This is a genomic window from Sporosarcina psychrophila (assembly GCF_001590685.1).
GTDB classification, from domain to species: domain Bacteria; phylum Bacillota; class Bacilli; order Bacillales_A; family Planococcaceae; genus Sporosarcina; species Sporosarcina psychrophila.
In genome coordinates this window covers 22501-46746 of the sequence record NZ_CP014616.1, presented here as the reverse complement: position 1 = coordinate 46746, position 24246 = coordinate 22501, and the positions used below count along the sequence as shown (strand labels likewise).

Below are 24246 nucleotides of genomic sequence, written 5' to 3'. Positions count from 1 at the left end.
TTCATTGAATGAATTTCCTGTACCCGACAAAATAATTGAGATTGATTTACCAAAAGTGGCTAAGAGCAGCCTAGTTTTAACCGCAAGTGCTTTCCTTTTATTATGGTTTCTTAAAATTGTTATTGAAAGAGATTTTTCGTTTTCACTCAGCTTATGGACAATTGTTTTTTTCATTATAGGCTATATCCTGCTGATCATTCTGCATGAACTATTTCACCTGCTTGGCTTCCGTGTATTTGGTGATGTCCCATGGAAAAAGATGATTGTTGGAGTTAATCTAAAAATGGGCATCGCGTATGCGACAACCGATCAACTTATGACAAACCGTGCTATACGAAAAGCGCTACTGCTCCCTTTTTGGACGACAGGTATTCTTCCAGCCGTTATCGGTCTTTATATTGGAAGTGGTTTGCTAGTCAGCTTGTCTGCTTTATTGATAGGCGGGGCAGCTGGCGACTTCGCTATGTATAAGGAGTTGAAAGAACTGCCCGACGATTGGGTTGTGAAAGATGATCCTGAATTACCGAAACTTTATGTCTATTCGCCTGACAAAAGGATTGAGTTGGAGAACTATATTGAAAAATAAAAATGCCACTCTGGAATGTTAGGTCTGTCGATTAGCCACTTTTTTTACATAAAATACTGGTGATATCCTCTATTTTCACTGGACTATTTTTGGCTCGCTTTCGGGGAACTATTCATGTCAGATTTACTGAGGTGTCCTAGTGTGGCTAGTTGCCTGTCGCGTACCTACAATGTCCTAGTGTAAAATGCAGTTGTTTTGGAAGAAAAGAGTAGATGTCATTCTATGGTGAGTGTAAGTGCCCGAAGATGTAATTTCGGGCACTCTTGCACGTTGTATAATATGCTTCTTGCTTACTTTCAACAAAAAGTATACATCTAATTATGTGATGCATACTTGAGAGTGATACTTCTTTAATAAAAACAAGAAAAAACTATATAGAAAGCATCAGCCGTCAAAATTGCATCTTTGGCGGCTTTTCTCCTGGTAAGAAGCCAGCTATTCTTTCGTCCCAAAAAGCTTCAGAACTACGAATACTTATAAATTTGGAGCGCGGCGGAAGAAGGACCACCATACGATTACCGAAAAAAAATGTGTAGGGATGCGACCAAGTCGCATCCCTACACATTCAGACATCTCGATAATGATAGAGTAGTCGTTCAAAACAAAGCAATCCAAGTACAACGTTGCACGTAGCACCCAGTGTGATCAAGTTATTTTCTGGTTACTTTTGGCTAAGCAACAGACGTACTGGAATGTAACATTCCAAAGTAGTATTTATTGGTACTTAAACGTTAAAACGGAACAGCATAACGTCGCCGTCTTTAACAATGTATTCTTTTCCTTCAAGACGAACTTTTCCTGCCTCTTTTGCAGCAGCCATTGAACCTGTTGCAACTAGGTCATCATATGCTACTGTTTCAGCACGGATGAAGCCGCGTTCGAAGTCAGTGTGAATGATTCCAGCACATTGCGGTGCTTTCATCCCTTTACGGAATGTCCACGCACGAACTTCTTGTACGCCCGCTGTGAAGTATGTTGCAAAGCCAAGAAGCTTATAAGATGCTTTGATAAGTTGATCGAGGCCCGATTCCTTGATGCCCAACTCTTCAAGGAACATCGCTTTTTCATCATCTTCAAGTTCAGCCATTTCTTCTTCGATTTTTGCACAAACAACAATTACTTGTGCACTATCTTTTTCCGCAAATGCGCGGACAGCTTTAACATTCTCATTATTGTCTGCATCTGCAACTTCATCTTCCGCAACGTTTGCTACATAGAGCATCGGTTTAATCGTCAAAAGGTTCATCCCTTTTGCAAGGATAAGTTCCTCGTCAGTAAACTCAACAGAACGAGCAGGTTTTTCATTTTCAAATGCTTCTCTTAATCTAATCAAGATTGGCTCTTCTGCCATTGCCACTTTATCTTTCTGTTTCACCATTTTGGTAACACGTGCCAATCGTTTTTCAACGGCTTCCATATCTGCAAGAATCAATTCAAGATTGATGATTTCGATATCATCGATTGGATCAACTTTACCAGCTACATGTGTTATATTTTCGTCTACGAAGCAACGGACAACCTGACAGATTGCATCCACTTCACGGATGTGCATAAGGAATTTATTCCCTAGCCCTTCACCTTTGCTTGCTCCTTCAACAATTCCTGCGATGTCTGTAAACTCAAATGCAGTCGGTACTGTTTTTTTCGGTGTTACTAATTCTGTAAGTTTATCTAGTCTTTCATCAGGTACTTCAACGATTCCAACGTTCGGATCAATTGTACAGAACGGATAGTTTGCCGCCTCTGCCCCCGCTTTTGTAATCGCATTGAATAGTGTAGATTTACCTACGTTTGGTAGACCGACGATTCCAGCTGTTAATGCCATTCGTTCCACAACCCTTCATTTAGCTTTTTAAGCGGTACTTTCGCTTAAAGAAGCCTCCATTATATGTTAATTCTTTTACTCATACATCCCATATGCAACTCTTCCATTATAAGGACAGCAGGCCTAGTTGTCCATCTGCTAGCGGAACGCCTGGAATCTGAACAGCTTAAGATTCAGCCTTTACAAGCAGCTTTTTCATCTTCTTCGCAAATTCATTACGTGGAATCATTACGCTGTGACCACATCCCTCGCACTTAATGCGGATATCCGCCCCCATCCGGATGATTTTCCATGCGTTCGTTCCGCATGGATGCTGCTTTTTCATTTCAACAATGTCATTTAACCCAAAGATTTTTTCCACCATCTATTTACACCTCATTTTTCGGTTGATACATAACCATTTTCGGGTACGGTATTTCAATACCGTTCTGATCCAGGAATATTTTCAAATCCTTGCGTAATTTCCTCGCAATTTCGTATTGCATAACAGGCTGGGTTTCTGCTGTGATTCTCATAATAATTTCAGATGCTCCCAAATCTTGTACGCCTACGATAGTTGGCTGTGATATCAGCGCTTCATATCCAACAGATAAATTTGCAAGATACTCTTCCAACAGTTTTTCCGTTTTCGCGATGTCTGTTTCATATCCAAGTCTAATATCCACTATAGCCAGTGAATTATTAATTGAGTAGTTCACGACCTCTGAAATATTTCCGTTCGGGATGATATGTACTTCCCCGCCATACGCACTAATTTTTGTCGTACGTAAACCAATTTCTTCAACCGTTCCAACTGTTAAACCAATTTGTACATAATCACCCACAGAAAATTGATCTTCAAAAATGATGAAGAAACCGCTGATAATATCCTTCACAAGACTTTGGGCACCAAAACCGACTGCCAGACCTAACACTCCAGCCCCTGCAAGAATTCCTGTAACATTGATTGTAAATGCAGAAAGGATTGCTAGAATTGCTGCGAAATAGACGACATATGACAATGTATTTTGAAGCAGCTTAACCAATGTTGTTTCACGGCGCTCTGTATGACGTAAAGCGCCTTTCAGTCTCACCTTGAATGCGCGGCGAATAACGCTTTTACCTATTTTCACTACAATAATGGATAGCAAGATAATGAAGATTACTTTAAGTCCTAGCATGCCAAGATCAAACCAAGTTTTCGAACTAAATAGTATGTTACCTACTTCTTCAGCATCTTCTTTCAACTTTTCAAAGTCTTCATTTATAGTTACTGCCACAATCCTCTTCCTTTCGTATAATAAATCACTTGCAAGCGTAGACTGAGTTATAAAAAAAAGAAATGGAGTTTTTTCATGCGATCTACTCTTTCTACACCATATGATTATCGCATTCACCATAAGGAGACAGGTGCCGTTTGGAAACTCAGTTCATTATTCCTCCAGCACATTCCATTCGAAACCCAAGATCTCACTTTTTTCTGCATCGGAACCGATCGATCTACCGGTGACTCGCTAGGGCCACTTACTGGTTCTTTCCTATCCGAGTCTCCCCTGTTCCCATTCACTGTAATCGGGACATTGGAAAGTCCATTACATGCCTTAAATCTACAACAGCATATTGATGAAACCAGACTCACTAATCCCACTGCTTTCATCGTAGCAATTGATGCATGCCTAGGACAAGTAAGTTCTATCGGACAATTACTTTTCAATAGTGGACCTATACACCCTGGCAAGGCAGTCGGTAAGGAGCTACCCCCAGTTGGGGACGTATCCATTAAAGGCATAGTCAATATCGCCGGGTTCATGGAACATGCCGTTTTGCAAAGTACTCGCCTCTACCTTCCATACGAGATGAGCCGCACTATTGCTCGGGCATTGCAACTTGCACACGGGCGTCTTAATTCAAAAGAAGTGTACGATAGTAACAGCAACTCCAACAACAAGGATACCTGGAATCAGGTTGGCAACTCTCACTTTAGTCAAACCAATTAAATTCAAACCGATAGCCAAAATCATTAATCCACCTGTCGCTGTCATTTCAGAGATGAAGAAGTTCATTAAATCATCCGGAACGAAGCGACTTATTTGAGTAGAAAATAACGTGATAATTCCTTGATAAAAAAATACAGGAATTGCAGCAAACGCGACACCAATACCTAGCGTTGAGCTTAAAATGATAGCAGTGAAACCATCAATAATCCCTTTCATGACGAGGACATCATGATCATTTCTCAGACCGCTATCGATAGCACCGATAATGGCCATCGATCCAACAACAAAAATCAACGTAGCTGTAACAAACCCTTGCGCAATGCCCGGACCTTTATCACTTGCCGGTATCTTGCTCTCCATCCAGTGTCCCAGATCATTCACTTTCTTATCGAGATCCATCCACTCACCAATTACTGCACCAACGACAATACTGATAATAACAATCAGTATTTGCGTACTTTCAAAAGTCATTTGTATGCCAATAACAGCAACCGCAAGCCCAATTCCATACATGACAGTCTCTTTCATCCGCTCGGGTATATTATGTAGAAATCTTCCTATGAACGCACCTGCAACTATTAAAAGAACATTCACAACTGTTCCAAATAAAATCACTTTTTCACTTCCTCTCAATCAAATACGTCGAGGCGTATTTGCGTCCAGATTTTTAATTGAGCTTGCTCAATTAACTCCCTTCAAAATCTGTGACATCCGCCGGAGGCTTTAACTTCATTCAGCGGGGTTGGATTCCCGCTGAGTAAAGTTAAAAATAAAACCTATTTTGCACAGTCGGCAAAATAGGTGCATCCTTATTCGTTCAATAATTCAAGAATACGTTCGAGATCATCTTCAGAGAAGAATTCGATTTCAATTTTACCTTTATTCTTTGTTTTCTTTATTGAAACATTTGTCCCGAAATAATCACGCAGATTTGACTCCCGCTCGGCAAGGAATAAGTCTTTACGCTTTTCTGGTTTAGTTTCACGTGGAACATCCTCATTCATTTTTTGAACCAGCTTTTCTAATTGGCGGACGTTAAGTCCTTCTCTTAGTAGCCGTTCTGCCACTAAAGCGATTTGTTCTTTCTTACGTAGACCAAGTAATGTTCGACCATGCCCCATAGAAATTTTACCTACAGTAATATAATTTCTTACTTTTTCAGGCAATGAAAGTAAACGGACATGGTTTGCGATGTGAGGTCTACTTTTACCGAGTCTAAATGCTAGTTGTTCCTGTGTAAGACCTAGATTTTCCATGAGGCTTTGATAAGCTTCAGCCTCTTCTATTGGCGTTAGGTCTTCCCGCTGTAAGTTTTCAAGAATCGCAAACTCCATTGTTTCTTCGTCCGTCAAGATACGGACAACCGCTGGAACTTCAGTTAGACCTGCCATTTGTGCTGCACGGAATCGTCTCTCACCTACAACAATTTCGTAGGCCGTTCCCATTTTCCGAAGAATAATTGGCTGAAGAATACCGTGTTCTTTAATGGAAGCACTCAACTCTTGAATAGCATTTTCATCAAATACTTTCCTTGGTTGGTATGGATTGGCCTTAATACTTTTCACATGAATGTGTTCGACAGACTCTACTTTCGCTAGTGACTCTCCAGGAAATAAAGCATTTAATCCTTTTCCAAGACCTTTAGCCATTGCGAACCACTTCCTTTGCCAGATCTAAATATACTTCTGCACCACGTGATCTTGAATCATAAATGATAATCGGTTCTCCATGACTCGGTGCCTCACTCAATCGTACATTTCTTGGAATAATCGTTTTGTATACTTTATCTTGAAAATACTTTTTCACTTCATCTATAACTTGAATCCCTAAATTTGTTCTTGCATCGAACATCGTAAGTAAGACGCCATCAATCATTAAGTCTTCATTTAAATGTTTTTGAACAAGCCGGATCGTACTTAGTAGTTGACTTAAACCTTCAAGCGCATAGTACTCACACTGGACTGGGATGATAATTGAATCAGCCGCGGTCAGTGCATTTATTGTTAGTAAACCAAGTGACGGTGGACAGTCGATAATGATGTAGTCATACAGATCTTTTGCTTCCTGAATAGCATGTTTCATCCGTACTTCTCTGGATATAGTTGAAACTAGCTCAATTTCTGCGCCTGCTAGGGATATAGTTGCCGGCACGATATCAAGGTTTTCTACTTTAGTCGAACGAATAACATCTTTTATATTAACATCATCTATTAGAATATCATAAATGCATTGTTGGACTTCCCCCTTGTTAACGCCTACCCCGCTCGTTGCATTCCCTTGCGGATCGGTATCAATCAAAAGAACTTTTTTGCCTATATGAGCAAGGCAAGCACTTAGATTTACGGATGTTGTCGTTTTTCCGACGCCTCCCTTTTGATTGGCTATCGCTATAATTCTGCCCACACCTGCACCTGCTTTCCTGCACTTTTATTATTCTTTTATTCTTTCAATTTTGTAACTTCTTCTAGTTTAACAAAAAAAACATTTTTTGTAGAGAAATATGTAGAAAAAAGACTCTTGCTATGTGAAGCAAGAGTCTTTTGTTAAAAAATAAGAAAGTATAAGTTTTTCAGGTCTATCAAGGCACTTGGACATTTTTTATTTCTTTTTCGGTATTTTAACAGTGATTATATAAAAATCATCTGAATCTTCTTCTTCTGTTTTTACATCTATCCCACTTTTAGTAACGAGAACTAGTGATTGTCTAATAGTATTAAGAGCAATTCGTACATCTTTACTTACCGATTTTCTCCGAGGTGCTGTCTTTTTATCTTTTACATTCTCTGGAGGGTGTAAAACCTGAAAGATTCTGGCTTCTAGTTGTTTGACATTCAACTGCTGTTCAATTACTTCCTTAAAAAGTTGTGACTGTAATTCGCTGTCCTTAATTGGAATAAGTGCTCTTGCATGTCGCTCCGATATTTCTTTTGTTAATATTCCATTCTTGATTTCATCGGGTAATTTCAGTAAACGCAATTTATTAGCAACAGTTGACTGACCTTTTCCTAGTCTTTGCGCTAACGCTTCCTGTGTTAAGGAATGAAGTTCAAGAAGTTTTTCATAGGCATATGCCTCTTCAATTGCAGTCAATTCTTCACGCTGTAAGTTTTCAATAAGTGCAATGGATGCAGTTTCTTTATCATCAAGGTTTCGAATGATCGCCGGTACTTCCGACCATCCCAATTTTTTCATTGCTCGATATCTACGCTCTCCAGCGATGATTTCATAATTTTCTTCGCCCATTTTCCGAATGACGATTGGTTGAATGACACCATGCGTATGGATTGTCCTCGCAAGTTCTTCAATCTTATCTTCAGAAAATATTGTACGCGGTTGAAATTTATTTGGATTTATTAACTCGATTTTCACCTGTTCAATTACTTCGTGATGAACCTCTTCCACTACTAGTGGATCTAATTCTTTATCTCCACTCCCAAAAAATCGTGAAAACGGACTTTTCATTCCCGGCACCACCTTTTCAATACTGCTCCCTAATTCTACTAATTCGGCATGGCGATAGTATATCCTCTTTACTCATTGTTCCACGTGAAACAGTTCACTGAATTGGCATTTTATTCGGAATGCCTGGTTTACGAGGATATTTTTTAGGAGTGATTTTCTCTTTATCAAAAACAAAGATATTTCGTTCACTATTTTCAATTGGCAAAATAAATGAGTATTGTTTTTTAATGGTAGCCCCGAGAACAGAAAGTGCTTTTTTTGCATCTAAAAGTTCGTCTTCTGCGGCTGCTCCCTTCATCGCAATGAAGATTCCACCTTTTTTAGCTAGTGGTATACATAATTCAGCTAAGACAGACAGACGTGCAACCGCACGAGCAGTGACGATATCGAACTTTTCACGATACTTGGAGTCTTGTCCGAAGTCCTCAGCTCTTGCATGAACGAAATGCACATTTTCTAGCTGAAGTTCTTCAGCTAATACTTTCAGAAAACCAATTCTTTTATTTAATGAATCCACAATAGTCACGTCTAAGTTTGGAAAACAAATTTTCAAAGGAATACTTGGAAATCCAGCTCCCGCGCCTACGTCACAAATTGTTTTTGGTTCATTCAAATTAATATAAAAAGCCGCGGATATAGAATCATAGAAGTGTTTTAAATAAACTGAGGGCGCATCTGTAATCGCTGTCAAGTTCATCTTTTCATTCCACTCTACCAAGAGTTTAAAATACTGGTTAAACTGAGCTATTTGCGTTTCACTCAATTCAATACCTTGTTCTTTTAAAGCTTGTATAAATTGTGCAACATTCATCAATATTCCCCCTTAAGAAAAGCGTAAGGCGTCGTTCAGCCCCGACAGGCACAAGACTGTTTACGTAGGAGGCGTACTACAGCCGCCGTAGTAAAAAGACTTGTGCCCCCGAGGAGCTGACGCCTGGAGCCTAGACAATAAGAAAAGCGTAAGCGGCTTGTATTAACTAACATAACACAAGACCGCATTAGCTAATTTAACCCGAAATTTTGGCTATTCTTCCTTGTTCGATATAGACAAGAAGAATTGAAATATCGGCTGGATTAACGCCGGATATACGAGATGCTTGTGCAATGGATAATGGTCTTACTTCGCTTAGTACACTTTTAGCTTCCGTCGCGATTCCGGATATTGCATTATAGTCGATATTATCGGGTATTTTTTTGTTTTCTAGTTTTTTCATTTTATCTACTTGTTGCAATGATTTCTCAATATAACCTTCATACTTAATGAAGATTTCAACTTGCTCTTCTACTTCTTTTGATTTCTTTTCTTCTGGTGGAACCATTCTTTCTATCTGGCTATATTTTATTTCAGGACGTTTTAGAAGGTCTGCTGCTTTCATCGGCTCTCTAAGTTCTGAGCCGCCTGTTTCACGTATGATGTCTTGAACATCACTATTAGGCTTAATCGTCACTTTTCGCAGTCTGGCAATTTCTTCTTCAATCTGTTGCTTTTTAATAATATGCGCATCATGTCGTTCTTCACTAATCATCCCTATTTGGTACCCAATTTCAGTCAGGCGCATATCCGCATTATCATGACGCAACAACAGTCGGTATTCGGCACGTGATGTCAGAAGTCTATATGGCTCGCTTGTCCCTTTTGTAACAAGATCATCAATAAGAACACCTATATATGCGTCAGCACGTCCGAGGACACGTTCTTCTTTCCCGAGAGCACGGGAAGCTGCATTTATACCCGCCATGATTCCTTGACCTGCTGCCTCTTCATAGCCAGATGTACCGTTAAGCTGACCAGCTGTATATAAATTACGAATTCTTTTTGTTTCAAGTGTAGGCCATAGTTGCGTAGGGACAATTGCATCATACTCAATTGCATAACCTGCACGCATCATTTCCGCATTTTCAAGTCCTGGTACGCTTGCAATCAATTGTTTTTGAACGTGTTCCGGCAAACTTGTCGATAATCCTTGGACATACACTTCTTGCGTATTACGGCCTTCGGGCTCAAGGAAAATCTGATGACGTGATTTATCAGCAAATCGTACAATTTTATCTTCAATTGATGGGCAATAGCGGGGCCCTTTCCCTTTAATCATCCCGGAATACATCGGTGACAAGTGAAGGTTTTCATTAATAAGTTCATGTGTTCTTGGCGATGTATATGTCAGCCAACATGGTAGTTGATCAGTGATAAATTCAGTCGTTTCATAACTGAATGCCCACGCTGTATCATCTCCCGGTTGGATTTCAGTTTTGCTATAATCAATTGTTCTGCTATTCACACGGGGTGGTGTCCCTGTTTTGAATCGCACCATGTCAAAGCCAAGTTCGCGAATATTGTCTGCAAGTTTAATTGAAGGCATTTGGTTATTCGGTCCACTTGAATATTTCAGGTTACCAATAATAACTTCACCGCGCAGGAATGTCCCCGTTGTAATAATGACTGTCTTCGCACGGTAAATTGCACCGACTTGCGTAAGTACACCTTTTATTTCATCGTCTTCCACGATTAGTTCTTCTACAACACCTTGGTGAAGTAGTAGATTTTCCTGTTCTTCCAGGAGACGTTTCATTTCCGACTGGTAAAGGACTTTATCAGCTTGCGCACGAAGCGCTCGTACTGCTGGTCCTTTGCCTGTATTCAACATCCGCATTTGAATGTGTGTTTTATCAATTACTTTCCCCATTGCACCGCCCAGTGCATCAATTTCACGGACGACAATCCCTTTAGCGGGACCACCGAGTGACGGATTACATGGCATAAAGGCGATCATGTCGAGGTTCATTGTAAGTACGAGCGTTGTTGCACCCATTTTGGCAGCGGAAAGTGCCGCCTCAACTCCCGCATGGCCAGCTCCAATAACAATAACATCGAACGTGCCTGCTTCAAATTTGGGCATGTTCTTTTCCTTCTTTCTATTAAAGTCATTCAAAAAGCTCGATGAAAAGTAGAAGCGGGCTACTGCGCTAGGCAGGCCCCCTCTTTCCATTCACTCTTGTTGAACACTTATCTTATTTTATTTTCCGAGGCAGAATTGAGAAAATAGTTCATTGAGTAGACCGTCTTGGACCGTGTCTCCGATAATTTCACCAAGAATTTCCCACGTCCGTGTAACGTCAATTTGAATCATATCGACTGGAACACCTGCTTCAGCAGCCGCGAGTGCGTCTTCAATCGTGGCACGCGCGTTGTGTAATAGTGCGATATGTCGTGCATTCGATACATATGTGAAATCACCTGATTCAAGATTTCCTTCGAAAAAGAGTCCGGCAATTGCTTCTTCCAGTTCATCTACCCCTTCGTCTTTCACGAGAGAGGTCGTGACAACTTTGCCCGTTCCGGCATGTTCCATCACTTTTTGCATGTCAATTTTTTGTGGAAGATCGGTTTTATTGATAACAAAGATTGTATCCATTCCCGATACCACTTCAAATAGTCGTTCGTCTTCTATCGATAACTCTTCAGAACTGTTAAGGACGAGTAGAATTAAATCCGCTTCCTTCAACACTTTCCTCGATTTTTCGACGCCGATTCGTTCCACAATATCTTCTGTTTCTCTGATTCCAGCTGTATCGACAAGACGAAGTGGAACACCTCGCACATTAACGTACTCTTCAATAATATCACGCGTCGTCCCCGCAATGTCGGTTACGATTGCTTTATTTTCTTGAATGATGCTATTTAGTAAGGAAGACTTCCCTACATTGGGTCTACCAATAATAACAGTAGATAGACCTTCTCGCAGAATTTTCCCTTGAGATGAAGTTTTCAACAACTTATCAATTTCATTTCTCACCCACATACTTTTTTCAATCATTAGCGGGATTGTCATTTCTTCGACGTCGTCGTACTCCGGATAATCGATATTTACTTCAACTTGCGCCAACGTTTCAATAAGCGCTTGTCGCAATCCCCCGATTAACCGAGAAAGTTTTCCTTCCATCTGATTGAGTGCAACATTCATGGCACGGTCTGTCTTCGCACGAATAAGATCCATGACCGCTTCGGCTTGAGACAAATCGATTCGTCCATTAAGGAATGCACGTTTTGTGAATTCACCGGGTTCTGCAAGACGCGCCCCTTGCTTGAGCACTAATTGAAGAACACGGGTGACCGCAACAATTCCTCCATGACAGTTCACTTCTACGACGTCTTCACGTGTAAATGTTTTTGGTGCTTTCATGAGAGAAACCATTACTTCTTCGACAGTTTCCTCAGTTGATGGATCTATTAAATGACCATAATGGATTGTATGTGATTGTTCTTCATTTAGCCTCTTACCAGACGGTGAACGGAAAATACGATCCGCTATTTGGACAGCTTCGTCCCCACTTAACCTGACGATGGCAATTGCACCTTCCCCCATTGGAGTAGAGATGGCAGCTATTGTATCAAAATGCACGTTTTTCACCTTCCTGACTTGGTTACTCACATGTGGATAACCTGTTTCCGACACGACTATCTAACATAATATATTATCACAAATCCATCCATCCTCCTAGTGTCGCAATTTAAATAATGTGGATAAGTTAAGATGTCTTTACAATATAATACAAAAAAGTCCCGCAGAGACAGCGTTCGTCTTTGCGGGACTTTTTTTCACCTAACAGATTCAATGACTAAATACCTGAATGGATCAGAGCCCTCTGAATATGTTTCAATATCCATGCGCCGTGATAAAGCATTATGGATGACTTTCCTTTCATAGGAAGCCATCGGTTCTAACTGGATTCTTTTCCCAGTACGAACTGCTTTATCAGCCATTCGTTCTGCTAATTGTTCCAAAGATTGTTCGCGACGCTCCCGATAATCACCGATATCTACCCGGACGACCTTGAATTGACTTGCCAATTTGTTTGTTACAAGCTGCGATAATTGCTGGAGTGCATTTAACGTTTGTCCTCGTTTTCCAATCAGTAATGCAGCTTTTGCACTTTCCATTTGAAAAGTAACATATTTACCTTTGATTTCATGGCTGATTTGAATGTCATCGACACCCATTCCAATTGCAATCATTTTTAAATAGTTTTCTGTTTCTTCTATCGCAGTTTCATCAGACAATCCTTCAATTTGGACTTCCTCTTTCTCCACAGGAGGTTTAACAGATTCACTAATAACTTCAATCTCAGTTGGCTGTATCTCCATTAGAGGTTTTGCTTCTTCAAGGACGGAAGGTTCTTCAAAGTTCATAATAGTTACGGTTACTTCAGCTTCTTTTGCACCGAAACCTAGAAATCCTTTTCTCCCTTGATTGATCACTTCGACTTTTACTTCATCACGCGTAACGCCAAGTACTGTCAATGCTGATGAAATCGCTAATTCAACCGTGGTTCCCCTTCGCGTCGTCCTTGTCATTTCCGTTTCCCTCCCACTTTTACAAGTTCCACTTCCTTTTTCTTAAATGGTTTGTAAATGAAGATGTTTTGGATAATTGAAATGATATTACCGATTACCCAGTAAAGTGAAAGTGCTGCTGGTAAGAATGAACCGAAGATCATAATCATAAACGGCATGATATACATCATTACTTTCATCTGTGGGTTGTCCATTGCAGGACCTGTACGTAAAACGATAAACTGCATAGCTCCTGCTAAAACTGCAAGTGTAATACTTGGCGCTGCAAGTTCAAACCATAAGAAGTTTCCAATATCGTATGTGACATTCATTCGGCTGATCGCATGATAGAAACCGAATAGAATTGGCATTTGGATTAAGACTGGTAAACAGCCTGCCGCCGGATTGATTTTTCGTTCCGACATAATTTTTTGCATTTCTTCACGGTACTTTTGTTGTGTAACTGCGTCTTTTGATTTGTATTTCTCTTTGAGTGCTTTCAGTTCAGGTTGGATTTCCTGCATCCGTTTTGAACTTTTTGTCTGTTTGATCATTAATGGAAGCAAGACAAGTCGAATGATGATTGTAACTGCAACAATACCGTACCCGTATGTGCCGAGTATGTCTTTAAATGTCGTTATTAGGGAAACTAACGGCCAGACGACAAATTTGTTCCAAAATCCTTCACTGTCCTCGTAAATCGGTTGTTGGAATTCCGAACATCCCGCAAGAAATACCGACAATGCCGTCAGTATAAGGATTAATGCTAACTTCTTTTTCAAATCAGTTCCCCCAAATCTTATCTTATTCAATTAATTCTCTTCAAAATCTGTGACATCCGCTGGAGGCTTTTGGCCAACAGGATGTTGGTTACTCAGGCGTTGCCGCAGTACGCGGCGATTTTAGCCAGAGTTCCTTAATTTTCAGTAGGGGTTTCGACCCCTGCCGAGTGAAGTTAAAAGGCCCTATCGACCGATACTAACAGTTTATCACGTTCATATACTTCCTTCTACTTCTTTAAGACACGAGAAATACGCAGAACGTGCTGCAAACTTTTTTTTGTTTCATGAAAATCTAATGTGGCCGCCTGATGTCTGGCGATGATGACATAATCCATATCGTTGCGCAGTTCGTCTTTCATTTCCAGGAAGGACTGTCGTAAATACCGTTTGATCCTATTCCGCGCGACTGCATTACCTACTTTTTTGCTGACGGACAGACCAATCCTGAATTCTGGCTGGTCTTCCTTCCTATAGGAATACACAACAAATTGCCGATTAGCAAACGACTTCCCTTTTTTGAATACTTCTTGGAATTCCTCATTCGTCTTTATCCGTTGACGTCTGTTCATCTCATGCACCTGCTCCGTCATCTATGATTATAGTTCTTCATTAATAAACAAGAAAAAAGACCACTGAAATGTCAGTGGCCTTATGCTGATAGGACTTTTCTTCCTTTACGACGACGAGCTGCTAGAATTCTGCGTCCGCTTTTCGTGCTCATTCTTTCACGGAAGCCGTGAACTTTACTACGCTTACGTTTATTTGGTTGGTAAGTACGTTTCATCTTTTAAGACACCTCCTGCATTGATTGTCTATTTATTACTGTGACAGTCTTGAATAGTATATCGGATTTCCAAGGTAAAAGTCAACCCTTTCCTGTTCGACAGTAATTTAGGCCATTTAGTTTCTCTGATTTCGTCCCAATAAGTTATCCACGGTTTCTTCCGCTAATTCCAGATAGTGATGTGGATAGTATTTTCTCAAGTTTTTTTATGCACACTGCTTATCGACATCTTCCTCACATACCAAGGCCTGTGGATAAAGATTTCATCCACAACCACTTGCGCTGTGGATAAGGTTCAGGACTCCTTGTAATCCACAACATATCCTGTTACAATGAGATGAATTTGTTATGCACATAATTTTATAGCATTTTTGTTATCCACAGTTGTTAATACATTGTGGATAATTTTTTCAACACTTTTGCGTAATTGTTATCCACACGACGGAAAACTGTGTATAATACATATCCTCGGGTTTTTTATTTTCATTGTAAAGGAGGCACACGTTTGGACCACTTAGAAGAATTATGGATCGAAGTTTTGTCGAAGGTTGAGCAGAAAATTTCAAGACCTAGTTTTGAAACTTGGCTAAAGTCGACAAAACTGATGTCTTATGGCGAAGAAAATGTCACAATCGCCGCACCGAATTCATTTGCAAAAGATTGGCTTGAAAACCACTATGTACATCTTATTACTGGTATTCTATCCGAATTGACCGGCGAAGACCGAATCATTCAGTTCGTTGTTCCTAAAAACATGGAAGAAAATGATTTCATGCTACCTAAACCGACCGTTAAACCTATAGAAAAAGTTCCATTAACGTCGGCACCTGGCATGCTTAATCTAAAATATACGTTTGACACATTCGTCATTGGTTCAGGAAATCGTTTTGCCCATGCAGCGTCACTTGCCGTTGCTGAAGCACCAGCGAAAGCCTATAATCCGCTGTTTATCTATGGGGGTGTTGGGCTTGGAAAGACACACTTAATGCACGCAATTGGACATTATGTACTCGAACAGAACCCCTCAGCAAAAGTCATGTATCTTTCATCTGAGAAGTTTACAAATGAATTCATTAACTCTATTCGTGATAATAAAGCTGTCGAGTTCCGTAATCGTTATCGGAATGTAGACGTGCTCTTAATAGATGATATTCAATTCCTTGCGGGAAAAGAACAAACACAAGAAGAATTTTTCCATACATTCAACACACTCCATGAGGAGTCAAAACAGATTGTTATTTCAAGTGACCGACCTCCAAAAGAAATTCCAACACTTGAGGACAGACTTAGATCCCGCTTTGAATGGGGTCTTATCACAGACATAGCACCTCCAGACCTGGAAACACGCATCGCAATTTTGCGCAAAAAGGCAAAGGCTGATGGGCTTGTTGATATTCCAAATGAAGTCATGCTGTACATTGCCAACCAAATTGACTCAAACATACGTGAGCTTGAGGGGGCTCTTATACGCGTTGTCGCCTACTCATCACTCGTCAATTCGGATATCAATACGGATCTTGCTGCGGAAGCCTTGAAAGATATTATTCCTAATTCAAGACCGCGTACTGTAACGATTCTTGATATCCAAAAAGCAGTTGGAGAGCACTTTGACATACGTCTAGAGGATTTTACTGCGAAGAAAAGAACGAGGGCGATTGCATTTCCCCGACAGATTGCCATGTTTTTATCCAGAGAACTTACGGATTTCTCCCTACCTAAGATTGGATCTGAGTTCGGAGGACGAGATCATTCAACTGTCATTCACGCACACGAGAAGATTAGGCAAATGTTAAAGGATGATCAAGCTTTGCAACAAGACGTTCAAGATATTCGTAATGTTCTTGGTAGAGGATGACCTGTGCATAACATATAATAAGTAGTGCACACCTACAAACAGGTTATACACATGTGGAAAACGTTCAGGCTCAAAGGGAAAATAGACTTACCAACATATCCACAGCCCCTACTACTATTACTATTACTTTATTAATAACTAATACTATATATATTAAGCGAGGGTATAGAATGAAATTTGAAATTATGAGAGATAAGTTGCTTGATGGATTAAGCGATGTTATGAAAGCCATCAGTCAAAAAGTTGCGATTCCAATTTTGACAGGAATAAAGATTGAAGTGGACGAAAAAGGAATGACATTAACAGGAAGTGATTCCGATATTACGATCTGTACATTCATACCTGCAGAAGATAATGGAGAACAAATTATTCAAGTTGTAGAAAAAGGAAGCATCGTGCTGCAAGCTAAAGTATTTAGCGAAATCGTACGAAAACTACCTACGAATGAAGTAACAATAGAAGTTGCAAATGGACTTCAAACACATATTCAATCCGGTAAGTCTGAATTCCATCTAATTGGACTAGATCCAGAAGATTACCCGGTTCTACCAGAAGTAAAAGATGACTATCTATTTTCATTGCCAGCGGATCTGATGAAATCAATCATTCGAGAAACGGTCTTTGCCGTGTCTCAACAAGAAACTAGACCAGTATTAACAGGTGTCCTTTGGGAAGTAAAAGATGGGGGACTTGCTTGTATCGCTACTGATAGCCATAGATTGGCAAGAAGACTGACGATACCTGAAGATATGCCAGAAGTTCCATTCAGTGTCGTTATTCCTGGTAAAAGTCTTCAGGAACTAAATAAGATTTTGCCTGATAACGGTGAACTTGTGGATATTGTCATTGCAGATCAACAAGTGTTATTCAAAACACGTGGTGTGTTATTTTACTCACGCCTATTGGAAGGCAATTACCCAGATACATCACGTCTTATCCCGTTAGAATATAAAACATCAGTAACGGTGAATGGCCGACTTCTTCTTCAGGCAATTGATAGAGCATCCCTTCTAGCACGTGAAGAACGGAACAACATTGTTCGCTTCTCTGCCAATGAAGGTAAAGTTATTGAAATCTCTTCAAATTCACCTGAAGTAGGTAAGGTTGAAGAATTGGTTGAAGCTATTGGCGTAACAGGAGAAGAATTGAATATTTCTTTCAGTGCTAAATATATGATGGACGCATTGAAAGCAATCGATGGACAAGACATAACGATTCAATTTACGGGAGCTATGCGACCGTTCATCTTGAAATCAGTTGATGACGATTCAATCTTGCAACTTATTCTCCCTGTACGAACATACTGAATCTTGAAGGATAGTCACTTATTTGACTATCCTTTTTACTTACTGCCGAAAGTCGGCTAAAATAGAAAGACAGACTAACTTGCGAAAGGTTGAGACTCTATGGAAAATCTTACAATCGATACAGAGTTCATAACTCTAGGGCAACTATTAAAAATGACGAATACAATTAGTTCAGGTGGTATGGCTAAATGGTTTCTGGATGAATACATTGTCTACGTCAATGGCGAGGAGGAACAGCGACGAGGTAAAAAACTTCGTGATGGAGATATCGTTAAAATTCCCAATGTCGGCACATATAAAGTAACTGAACTAACAGACGGTCAAACGGATGTATATTGAACGACTTGCATTAATCGATTACCGAAATTATGAATCACTTGACCTTTCATTCTCCCCACAGATCAATGTGTTAATTGGGGAAAATGCCCAGGGTAAAACAAACATCATGGAAGCGATCTATGTACTTTCTATGGCGAAATCGCATAGAACTTCAAATGATCGTGAATTAATACGCTGGGACCAAGAATATGGTAAAATAGAAGGGGACATACAACGTAAATATGGACGGCTGCCATTAGAATTGGTCATTTCGAAAAAAGGCAAAAAAGCGCGTGTCAATCATCTTGAACAAAAACGCCTTAGCTTGTACATTGGCCAATTAAATGTCGTCATGTTTGCTCCTGAAGATTTAAATCTTGTAAAGGGCAGTCCCCAGGTAAGAAGACGGTTTCTAGATATGGAAATCGGTCAAATTTCACCAACCTATTTACATGATCTTTTAACATTTCAAAAAATACTCAAACAGCGCAATGCAATTTTAAAAGACAATCGGGGAAAACAAAGCCTTAACGATGTCATGTTTGATATTTATACAGAGCAGTATATTCAAGTAGCCGTCCAAATTATTCGTAAAAGGTTTTATTTCATGGAACTTTTACAAAAATGGGCAGAACCGATTCATAAAGGAATCTCTCGTGGTATTGAATCCCTTCAAGTTTCTTATGGAACACTAAAAGAACTTGATTCGGGACAGACTGTGGAACAGATGCAGTCGATACTCGGTCAGCGATTGCTTGAGGCAAGACGCCGTGAACTAGATCGCGGTATGACCTTGATTGGGCCACATAGAGACGATCTTCACTTTTTCGTAAACGGCTATGACATCCAAACGTATGGATCGCAGGGACAGCAGCGAACAACAGCGCTGTCCCTTAAACTTGCGGAAATAGAACTTGTAAAGCAAGAAGTCGGAGAAGCACCTGTTCTTCTTTTGGACGATGTCCTGTCTGAACTTGATGATTACCGACAATCCCATCTCTTGAACACAATTCAAGGAGAAGTGCAGACAATTGTCACGACGACGAACGTAGCGGGGATTGACCATGAAACAATTCGTCAGGCAGACATATTCGAAGTTACAGCGGGCGAAGTCGCTAAAAGAGAGGAATGACGATTGAGTCATCCCTTTAAATAAAACAGCAGCAATACAAATGTTAGACGTTCGGAAAGGGAAGGTGAACAGTTTGGCAATGGAAGAGAAAGATATGCAGATGGCTTATGATGAAAATCAAATCCAAGTCTTAGAAGGATTAGAAGCTGTCCGCAAACGTCCAGGTATGTATATCGGGACAACAAGTTCTAGAGGACTTCACCATCTTGTATGGGAAATTGTTGATAATAGTATTGATGAGGCACTTGCAGGTCACTGTGACCATATCGAAGTGACGATGGAAAAAGGCGATTGGATTCGAGTCGATGATAATGGCCGCGGTATTCCAGTAGGTACTCAGGAATCTACAGGTCGACCTGCAGTCGAAGTTATTATGACTGTACTTCATGCCGGTGGTAAATTTGGCGGTGGAGGTTATAAGGTTTCCGGTGGTTTGCACGGAGTTGGTGCATCTGTCGTGAACGCGCTGTCCGAAACGACAGAAGTGTATGTAAGACGTGACGGGGAAGTCCATTTCATCGAATTTGAACGTGGTGCTGTGTCAAAAGAGCTTAGTGTAATCGGTACTACTGATGAAACTGGAACAAGAATCCGCTTCAAAGCAGACCCAGAAATTTTCACGGAAACAACAGTATATGAGTATGATATTCTGGCCAACCGACTTCGTGAGCTTGCTTATCTAAACCGTGGTCTGCGAATCACGATTACCGATGAGCGTGGTGAAGAAGAACGAAGCGACATTTATTACTACGAAGGCGGCATCAAGTCGTACGTTGAACACTTGAATAAAAACAAAGAGCCTATTCATGATGAACCTATATACATTGAAGGCGAAAAAGATGGAATTTCAATCGAAATCGCCATGCAATACAATAGTGGCTATGCAGAAAATCTGTTTTCATTTGCCAATAATATCAATACTTATGAGGGTGGTACGCACGAATCAGGCTTTAAAACAGCACTGACACGCGTTATTAACGACTATTCCCGGAAAAATGGTGTGCTGAAAGAAGCTGATCCAAACTTGTCTGGTGATGATGTACGTGAAGGACTAACGGCCATCATCTCGATTAAACACCCGGATCCGCAATTTGAGGGACAGACGAAAACAAAACTGGGTAACTCAGAAGTTAGTACGATCACTAACTCATTATTTTCAGAAGGATTCCAACGATTCCTGCTTGAAAATCCGACAACATCACGTCAAATCATCGATAAAAGTCTTATGGCAGCACGAGCACGTCTTGCTGCAAAAAATGCGCGTGAATTTACACGCCGGAAATCGGCACTTGAAGTGTCGAGTCTTCCAGGTAAACTGGCAGACTGTTCTTCACGTGACCCAGCTATAAGTGAATTGTATATCGTTGAAGGTGACTCGGCGGGTGGTTCAGCTAAAATGGGACGCGACCGTCACTTCCAAGCAATTCTTCCGCTTCGAGGAAAAATCTTGAACGTCGAAAAGGCACGTCTTGACCGTATTTTAGGTAACTTAGAAATCCGTGCGATGATTACAGCACTTGGTACTGGCATCGGAGAAGAATTCGATCTTTCCAAGGCACGCTATCATAAACTTGTAATTATGACTGATGCAGATGTCGATGGGGCGCATATTCGTACGCTTCTTTTAACCTTCTTCTTCCGCTTTATGCGACCGCTTATCGAAGCAGGGTATGTTTATATTGCTCAGCCGCCACTTTATCGTGTGAAACAAGGGAAGGTTCAGGAGTATTGCTATACTGAAGAAGAACTCCAAGAGATTATTGGACGACTTCCTCCTATGCCGAAACCCGTTATTACCCGGTATAAAGGTCTGGGGGAAATGGATGCAACGCAATTATGGGATACAACAATGGACCCTGATCAGCGTACACTGCTCCAAGTTCACCTTGAAGATGCGTTTGATGCGGATTCAACATTCCAACAGCTTATGGGAGATGAAGTCGAACCACGACGCAAATTCATCGAAGAGAATGCAATGTACGTGAAAAATATAGATACCTGATTGGCTAGTTGAAATGAAAAAAACTAAATGTATTGAACAAAGGATTGTCCATAATAACTGAGCGAAAGAGCCGAAGCCCTGAGAACGGTGAGGCTGCTTCGCTTAAGGTGTGAGGCATCCCCTAGCGAGTTCAATGGAATATTTTAGATCAGCATATCTAGTCAAGTAGTCGAACTATCTTTTCCTAAGGATTTTTGAGTTGAAAGGAGTCTAACAATAATGGCAGATATGCCGCAACGTGGTGTTAAGGGAATTAACATTAGTACAGAAATGAAGACATCTTTTCTTGATTATGCAATGAGTGTCATCGTTTCACGTGCGCTCCCTGATGTGAGGGATGGTTTAAAGCCGGTCCATCGCCGTATTCTGTATGCAATGCAGGATCTCGGAAATACCGCAGATAAACCGCATAAGAAATCCGCACGTATTGTCGGAGACGTCATCGGTAAGTATCATCCGCATGGCGATAGTGCTGTGTATGACACGATGGTACGGATGGCCCAAGATTTCAACTACCGTTATATGCTCGTTGATGGTCATGGTAACTTTGGTTCTGTCGATGGAGATGGTGCAGCTGCGATGCGGTATACGGAATCTCGTATGTCGCGTATTGCAATGGAACTTCTTCGAGATATTAATAAAGATACTGTTGATTATCAAGATAACTATGATGGACAAGAAAGAGAGCCGATTGTTCTTCCAAGCAGATACCCGAATTTACTCGTTAACGGGACAACCGGTATTGCGGTCGGAATGGCAACAAATATTCCTCCGCATCATCTTGGAGAAACAATTGATGCTGTCCTTGCACTTGCTGACAATCCTGCAATTACAACAGAAGAATTGTTGGAAATTATTCCAGGTCCAGACTTTCCAACTGGTGGGATCATTCTTGGTCGTAGCGGAATCAGAAGAGCTTATGAAACTGGGCGGGGTTCGGTTATCATTCGAGGCAGAGTCGAAATTGAACAGCAGTCGAACGGCAGGGAAACAATCCTTGTACATGAGCTGCCTTTCCAGGTAAACAAGGCACGTCTGATTGAAAAAATTGCTGAGTTGGTACGTGATAAGAAAATCGATGGCATTACTGACCTACGCGATGAATCGGATCGTACCGGAATGCGAATAGTGATGGAAGTACGTCGTGACGCAAATGCCAACGTACTGTTAAATAATCTGTACAAACAAACCGCATTGCAATCTAGTTTTGGTGTCAATATGCTGGCACTCGTTGATGGTCAACCAAAAATCCTTGCATTAAAGGAGATTTTGTTCCATTATCTTGAACACCAAAAAGTTGTAATCCGTAGACGTACTCAGTACGATCTGAAAAAAGCGGAAGATCGCGCACACATTTTAGAAGGACTACGCATAGCACTTGATAATATCGATAGAATCATCACCCTTATCCGTGCATCTAAAACAACAGATGAAGCAAAAACAGGGTTGATGGATCAATTTAATTTATCTGATCGTCAAGCGCAGGCTATCCTTGATATGCGTCTTCAACGTTTGACAGGACTTGAGCGGGACAAAATTGAAAGTGAATACGAAGCGTTGCAACTCCTTATGTCTGAACTCCGTGCAATTCTTGCAGACGAATCAAAATTGCTTGAGATTATTCGTGAGGAATTGCTCGAAGTGAAAATTCGCTTTGAAGATAAACGTAGAACGGAAATTACACTGGGCGGCGCTGAAATGATTGAGGACGAAGATCTTATCCCAGTCGAAAACTCAGTACTGACACTCACACATAATGGTTACATTAAACGTTTGCCTGCTAATACGTACCGTAGCCAGCGTCGTGGAGGTCGCGGTATACAAGGGATGGGTACGAATAACGACGACTTCGTTGAACATTTATTGAATACGTCGACGCACGATACCATCTTGTTCTTCACAAGCAGAGGACGGGTATTCCGTACGAAAGGCTATCAAGTGCCTGAATTTAGCCGGACTGCAAAAGGTTTACCGATCATTAACTTGTTAGGTGTCGATAAAGACGAGAAAGTAACAGCCATGATTCCTGTAGATGCATTCGAGGATGACAAATACTTATTCTTCTCGACTCGTAACGGGGTTGTTAAACGTACACCTGTTTCCGAATTTGCTAATATCCGTTCAAATGGATTGATAGCACTTACCCTTCGAGGCGATGATGAACTTATCGGCGTCAAAATGACTAAAGGCGATGAAAACATTTCCATTGGTACGAAGGATGGCATGTTAATCAAATTCAATGAGACAGATATTCGTTCTATGGGTCGGATAGCAGGTGGAGTCCGTGGTATCCGTCTTCGTGAAGGCGACATTGTAATTGGTATGGATACAGTGAATGAAGGCGATGAAATTCTAGTTGTCACAGAAAAAGGATTCGGAAAACGTACGCCAGAAGATGAATACCGTATTCAAACTCGTGGCGGTTACGGTCTGAAGACATTGAATGTAACAGAACGCAATGGTCTTCTTGTTGCGATGAAGACAGTAGATGGTACTGAAGATCTAATGCTGATTACGATACATGGCATTTTGATCCGTATGGACATTGACGATATTTCTGTTATTGGACGCAGTACGCAGGGAGTACGTTTAATCCGCCTAGGAGAAGATGAACTTGTCGCGACTGTTGCAAAAGTTGTGAAAGAAGAAGAGGAAGAAGAACTCGACGACAATATTGTTGAAGAGAATGAAGTCTCTTCTGAAAATAATGAAGACATCGGGTTATCTACTATTGAGATAGACGATGAAGATACGGAATCTTAAGTAAAAAGGTTATTGAAATGGTCGATATGGCCATTTCAATAACCTTTTTTTTACGCCTATTTATACAATCCCGTCGTTTAATTGAAATATTTAGAGTATGATAGAAAGAACTATAAGGTGAA

The 24246-nt window shown here is 40.7% G+C and carries 22 protein-coding genes; 8 read left to right on the top strand and 14 right to left on the bottom strand.

Translation table 11 applies throughout. The features are described 5' to 3' along the window. Positions 1–4: 4 nt before the first annotated feature. The gene (locus AZE41_RS00170; protein ID WP_067204115.1) at positions 5–586 is read left to right on the top strand and encodes a DUF3267 domain-containing protein; all 582 of its coding nucleotides are present in this window, start codon (positions 5–7) and stop codon (positions 584–586) included. A 724-nt stretch (positions 587–1310) separates the two neighbouring features. On the opposite strand, the gene ychF is transcribed toward AZE41_RS00170, so the two are convergent. The 3 genes from ychF to AZE41_RS00155 all read right to left on the bottom strand — a co-directional run bounded on the left by ychF (position 1311) and on the right by AZE41_RS00155 (position 3670). Beyond that, positions 1311–2411 (bottom strand): redox-regulated ATPase YchF, encoded by a 1101-nt coding sequence (gene ychF / locus AZE41_RS00165; RefSeq protein ID WP_067204112.1) that lies wholly within the window; start codon positions 2409–2411, stop codon positions 1311–1313. A gap of 166 nt (positions 2412–2577) precedes the next feature. After that, positions 2578–2775, bottom strand: coding sequence for a DUF951 domain-containing protein (locus AZE41_RS00160; protein ID WP_067204109.1), 198 nt, complete (start codon positions 2773–2775; stop codon positions 2578–2580). Between the two features lie 4 nt (positions 2776–2779). Then, positions 2780–3670 (bottom strand): mechanosensitive ion channel family protein, encoded by an 891-nt coding sequence (locus AZE41_RS00155; protein WP_231885745.1) that lies wholly within the window; start codon positions 3668–3670, stop codon positions 2780–2782. A 75-nt stretch (positions 3671–3745) separates the two neighbouring features. On the opposite strand from AZE41_RS00155, the gene yyaC reads away from it, so the two are divergent. Beyond that, positions 3746–4387 (top strand): spore protease YyaC, encoded by a 642-nt coding sequence (gene yyaC, locus AZE41_RS21975; RefSeq protein WP_082786778.1) that lies wholly within the window; start codon positions 3746–3748, stop codon positions 4385–4387. Here yyaC and AZE41_RS00150 read toward each other — a convergent pair. The 11 genes from AZE41_RS00150 to rpmH form a co-directional block, all read right to left on the bottom strand. Further along, entirely contained in the window at positions 4298–5002 is a 705-nt protein-coding gene (locus AZE41_RS00150) for a DUF554 domain-containing protein (protein WP_067204106.1), read from the bottom strand. The genes yyaC and AZE41_RS00150 overlap by 90 nt on opposite strands. Positions 5003–5196: 194 nt before the next feature. After that, positions 5197–6036 carry a ParB/RepB/Spo0J family partition protein gene (locus AZE41_RS00145; RefSeq protein WP_067204104.1) on the bottom strand — a complete coding sequence of 280 codons (840 nt, stop codon included), beginning with the start codon at positions 6034–6036 and terminating at the stop codon, positions 5197–5199. Next, on the bottom strand, positions 6029–6790 hold the full coding sequence (locus AZE41_RS00140; protein ID WP_067204101.1) for a ParA family protein: 762 nt from the start codon (positions 6788–6790) through the stop codon (positions 6029–6031). Before AZE41_RS00140 ends, AZE41_RS00145 begins: the two co-directional genes overlap by 8 nt. A gap of 195 nt (positions 6791–6985) precedes the next feature. After that, positions 6986–7849: a nucleoid occlusion protein gene (gene noc / locus AZE41_RS00135; protein ID WP_067204099.1), complete on the bottom strand. Its 864-nt coding sequence runs from the start codon at positions 7847–7849 to the stop codon at positions 6986–6988. A 94-nt stretch (positions 7850–7943) separates the two neighbouring features. After that, positions 7944–8660 carry a 16S rRNA (guanine(527)-N(7))-methyltransferase RsmG gene (rsmG, locus tag AZE41_RS00130; RefSeq protein ID WP_067204096.1) on the bottom strand — a complete coding sequence of 239 codons (717 nt, stop codon included), beginning with the start codon at positions 8658–8660 and terminating at the stop codon, positions 7944–7946. Positions 8661–8856: 196 nt separating this feature from the next. Further along, complete coding sequence (gene mnmG / locus AZE41_RS00125; protein WP_067204093.1) at positions 8857–10746, bottom strand: tRNA uridine-5-carboxymethylaminomethyl(34) synthesis enzyme MnmG; 1890 nt, start codon at positions 10744–10746, stop codon at positions 8857–8859. Positions 10747–10863: 117 nt separating this feature from the next. After that, on the bottom strand, positions 10864–12249 hold the full coding sequence (mnmE, locus tag AZE41_RS00120) for a tRNA uridine-5-carboxymethylaminomethyl(34) synthesis GTPase MnmE (protein WP_067204090.1): 1386 nt from the start codon (positions 12247–12249) through the stop codon (positions 10864–10866). Positions 12250–12446: 197 nt separating this feature from the next. Further along, a complete protein-coding gene (gene jag, locus AZE41_RS00115) occupies positions 12447–13202 on the bottom strand; it encodes an RNA-binding cell elongation regulator Jag/EloR (protein ID WP_067204087.1) in 756 nt (251 codons plus the stop codon). Further along, positions 13199–13963 carry a membrane protein insertase YidC gene (gene yidC, locus AZE41_RS00110; RefSeq protein WP_067204084.1) on the bottom strand — a complete coding sequence of 255 codons (765 nt, stop codon included), beginning with the start codon at positions 13961–13963 and terminating at the stop codon, positions 13199–13201. Before yidC ends, jag begins: the two co-directional genes overlap by 4 nt. 227 nt (positions 13964–14190) lie before the next feature. Further along, positions 14191–14532: a ribonuclease P protein component gene (gene rnpA / locus AZE41_RS00105; protein WP_067204082.1), complete on the bottom strand. Its 342-nt coding sequence runs from the start codon at positions 14530–14532 to the stop codon at positions 14191–14193. 80 nt (positions 14533–14612) lie between these two features. Continuing rightward, complete coding sequence (rpmH, locus tag AZE41_RS00100; protein ID WP_067204080.1) at positions 14613–14747, bottom strand: 50S ribosomal protein L34; 135 nt, start codon at positions 14745–14747, stop codon at positions 14613–14615. Positions 14748–15252: 505 nt separating this feature from the next. On the opposite strand from rpmH, the gene dnaA reads away from it, so the two are divergent. The 6 genes from dnaA to gyrA all read left to right on the top strand — a co-directional run bounded on the left by dnaA (position 15253) and on the right by gyrA (position 24124). Beyond that, complete coding sequence (dnaA, locus tag AZE41_RS00095; protein WP_067204077.1) at positions 15253–16602, top strand: chromosomal replication initiator protein DnaA; 1350 nt, start codon at positions 15253–15255, stop codon at positions 16600–16602. Positions 16603–16772: 170 nt separating this feature from the next. After that, positions 16773–17909 carry a DNA polymerase III subunit beta gene (gene dnaN / locus AZE41_RS00090; RefSeq protein WP_067204074.1) on the top strand — a complete coding sequence of 379 codons (1137 nt, stop codon included), beginning with the start codon at positions 16773–16775 and terminating at the stop codon, positions 17907–17909. Positions 17910–18008: 99 nt separating this feature from the next. Beyond that, entirely contained in the window at positions 18009–18248 is a 240-nt protein-coding gene (yaaA, locus tag AZE41_RS00085) for a S4 domain-containing protein YaaA (protein WP_067204071.1), read from the top strand. Then, the gene (gene recF, locus AZE41_RS00080; RefSeq protein ID WP_067204068.1) at positions 18238–19359 is read left to right on the top strand and encodes a DNA replication/repair protein RecF; all 1122 of its coding nucleotides are present in this window, start codon (positions 18238–18240) and stop codon (positions 19357–19359) included. Before yaaA ends, recF begins: the two co-directional genes overlap by 11 nt. A gap of 79 nt (positions 19360–19438) precedes the next feature. Beyond that, the gene (gene gyrB / locus AZE41_RS00075) at positions 19439–21361 is read left to right on the top strand and encodes a DNA topoisomerase (ATP-hydrolyzing) subunit B (RefSeq protein ID WP_067213784.1); all 1923 of its coding nucleotides are present in this window, start codon (positions 19439–19441) and stop codon (positions 21359–21361) included. A gap of 219 nt (positions 21362–21580) precedes the next feature. After that, positions 21581–24124, top strand: a complete 2544-nt coding sequence (gene gyrA, locus AZE41_RS00070; protein WP_067204065.1) for a DNA gyrase subunit A — start codon at positions 21581–21583, stop codon at positions 24122–24124. Positions 24125–24246 lie beyond the last annotated feature (122 nt).

Bases quoted from the DNA above. Each gene is read 5' to 3' on its own strand.
- yyaC (WP_082786778.1), top strand. From the start codon at position 3,746: ATGCGATCTACTCTTTCTACACCATATGATTATCGCATTCACCATAAG.
- mnmG (WP_067204093.1), bottom strand. From the start codon at position 10,746: ATGCCCAAATTTGAAGCAGGCACGTTCGATGTTATTGTTATTGGAGCT.
- rnpA (WP_067204082.1), bottom strand. From the start codon at position 14,532: ATGAACAGACGTCAACGGATAAAGACGAATGAGGAATTCCAAGAAGTA.
- rsmG (WP_067204096.1), bottom strand. From the start codon at position 8,660: ATGAATGTTGCACAATTTATACAAGCTTTAAAAGAACAAGGTATTGAA.
- AZE41_RS00160 (WP_067204109.1), bottom strand. From the start codon at position 2,775: ATGGTGGAAAAAATCTTTGGGTTAAATGACATTGTTGAAATGAAAAAG.
- gyrA (WP_067204065.1), top strand. From the start codon at position 21,581: ATGGCAGATATGCCGCAACGTGGTGTTAAGGGAATTAACATTAGTACA.
- dnaN (WP_067204074.1), top strand. From the start codon at position 16,773: ATGAAATTTGAAATTATGAGAGATAAGTTGCTTGATGGATTAAGCGAT.
- noc (WP_067204099.1), bottom strand. From the start codon at position 7,849: ATGAAAAGTCCGTTTTCACGATTTTTTGGGAGTGGAGATAAAGAATTA.
- recF (WP_067204068.1), top strand. From the start codon at position 18,238: ATGTATATTGAACGACTTGCATTAATCGATTACCGAAATTATGAATCA.
- gyrB (WP_067213784.1), top strand. From the start codon at position 19,439: ATGGAAGAGAAAGATATGCAGATGGCTTATGATGAAAATCAAATCCAA.
- AZE41_RS00145 (WP_067204104.1), bottom strand. From the start codon at position 6,036: ATGGCTAAAGGTCTTGGAAAAGGATTAAATGCTTTATTTCCTGGAGAG.
- yaaA (WP_067204071.1), top strand. From the start codon at position 18,009: ATGGAAAATCTTACAATCGATACAGAGTTCATAACTCTAGGGCAACTA.
- ychF (WP_067204112.1), bottom strand. From the start codon at position 2,411: ATGGCATTAACAGCTGGAATCGTCGGTCTACCAAACGTAGGTAAATCT.
- jag (WP_067204087.1), bottom strand. From the start codon at position 13,202: ATGACAAGGACGACGCGAAGGGGAACCACGGTTGAATTAGCGATTTCA.
- rpmH (WP_067204080.1), bottom strand. From the start codon at position 14,747: ATGAAACGTACTTACCAACCAAATAAACGTAAGCGTAGTAAAGTTCAC.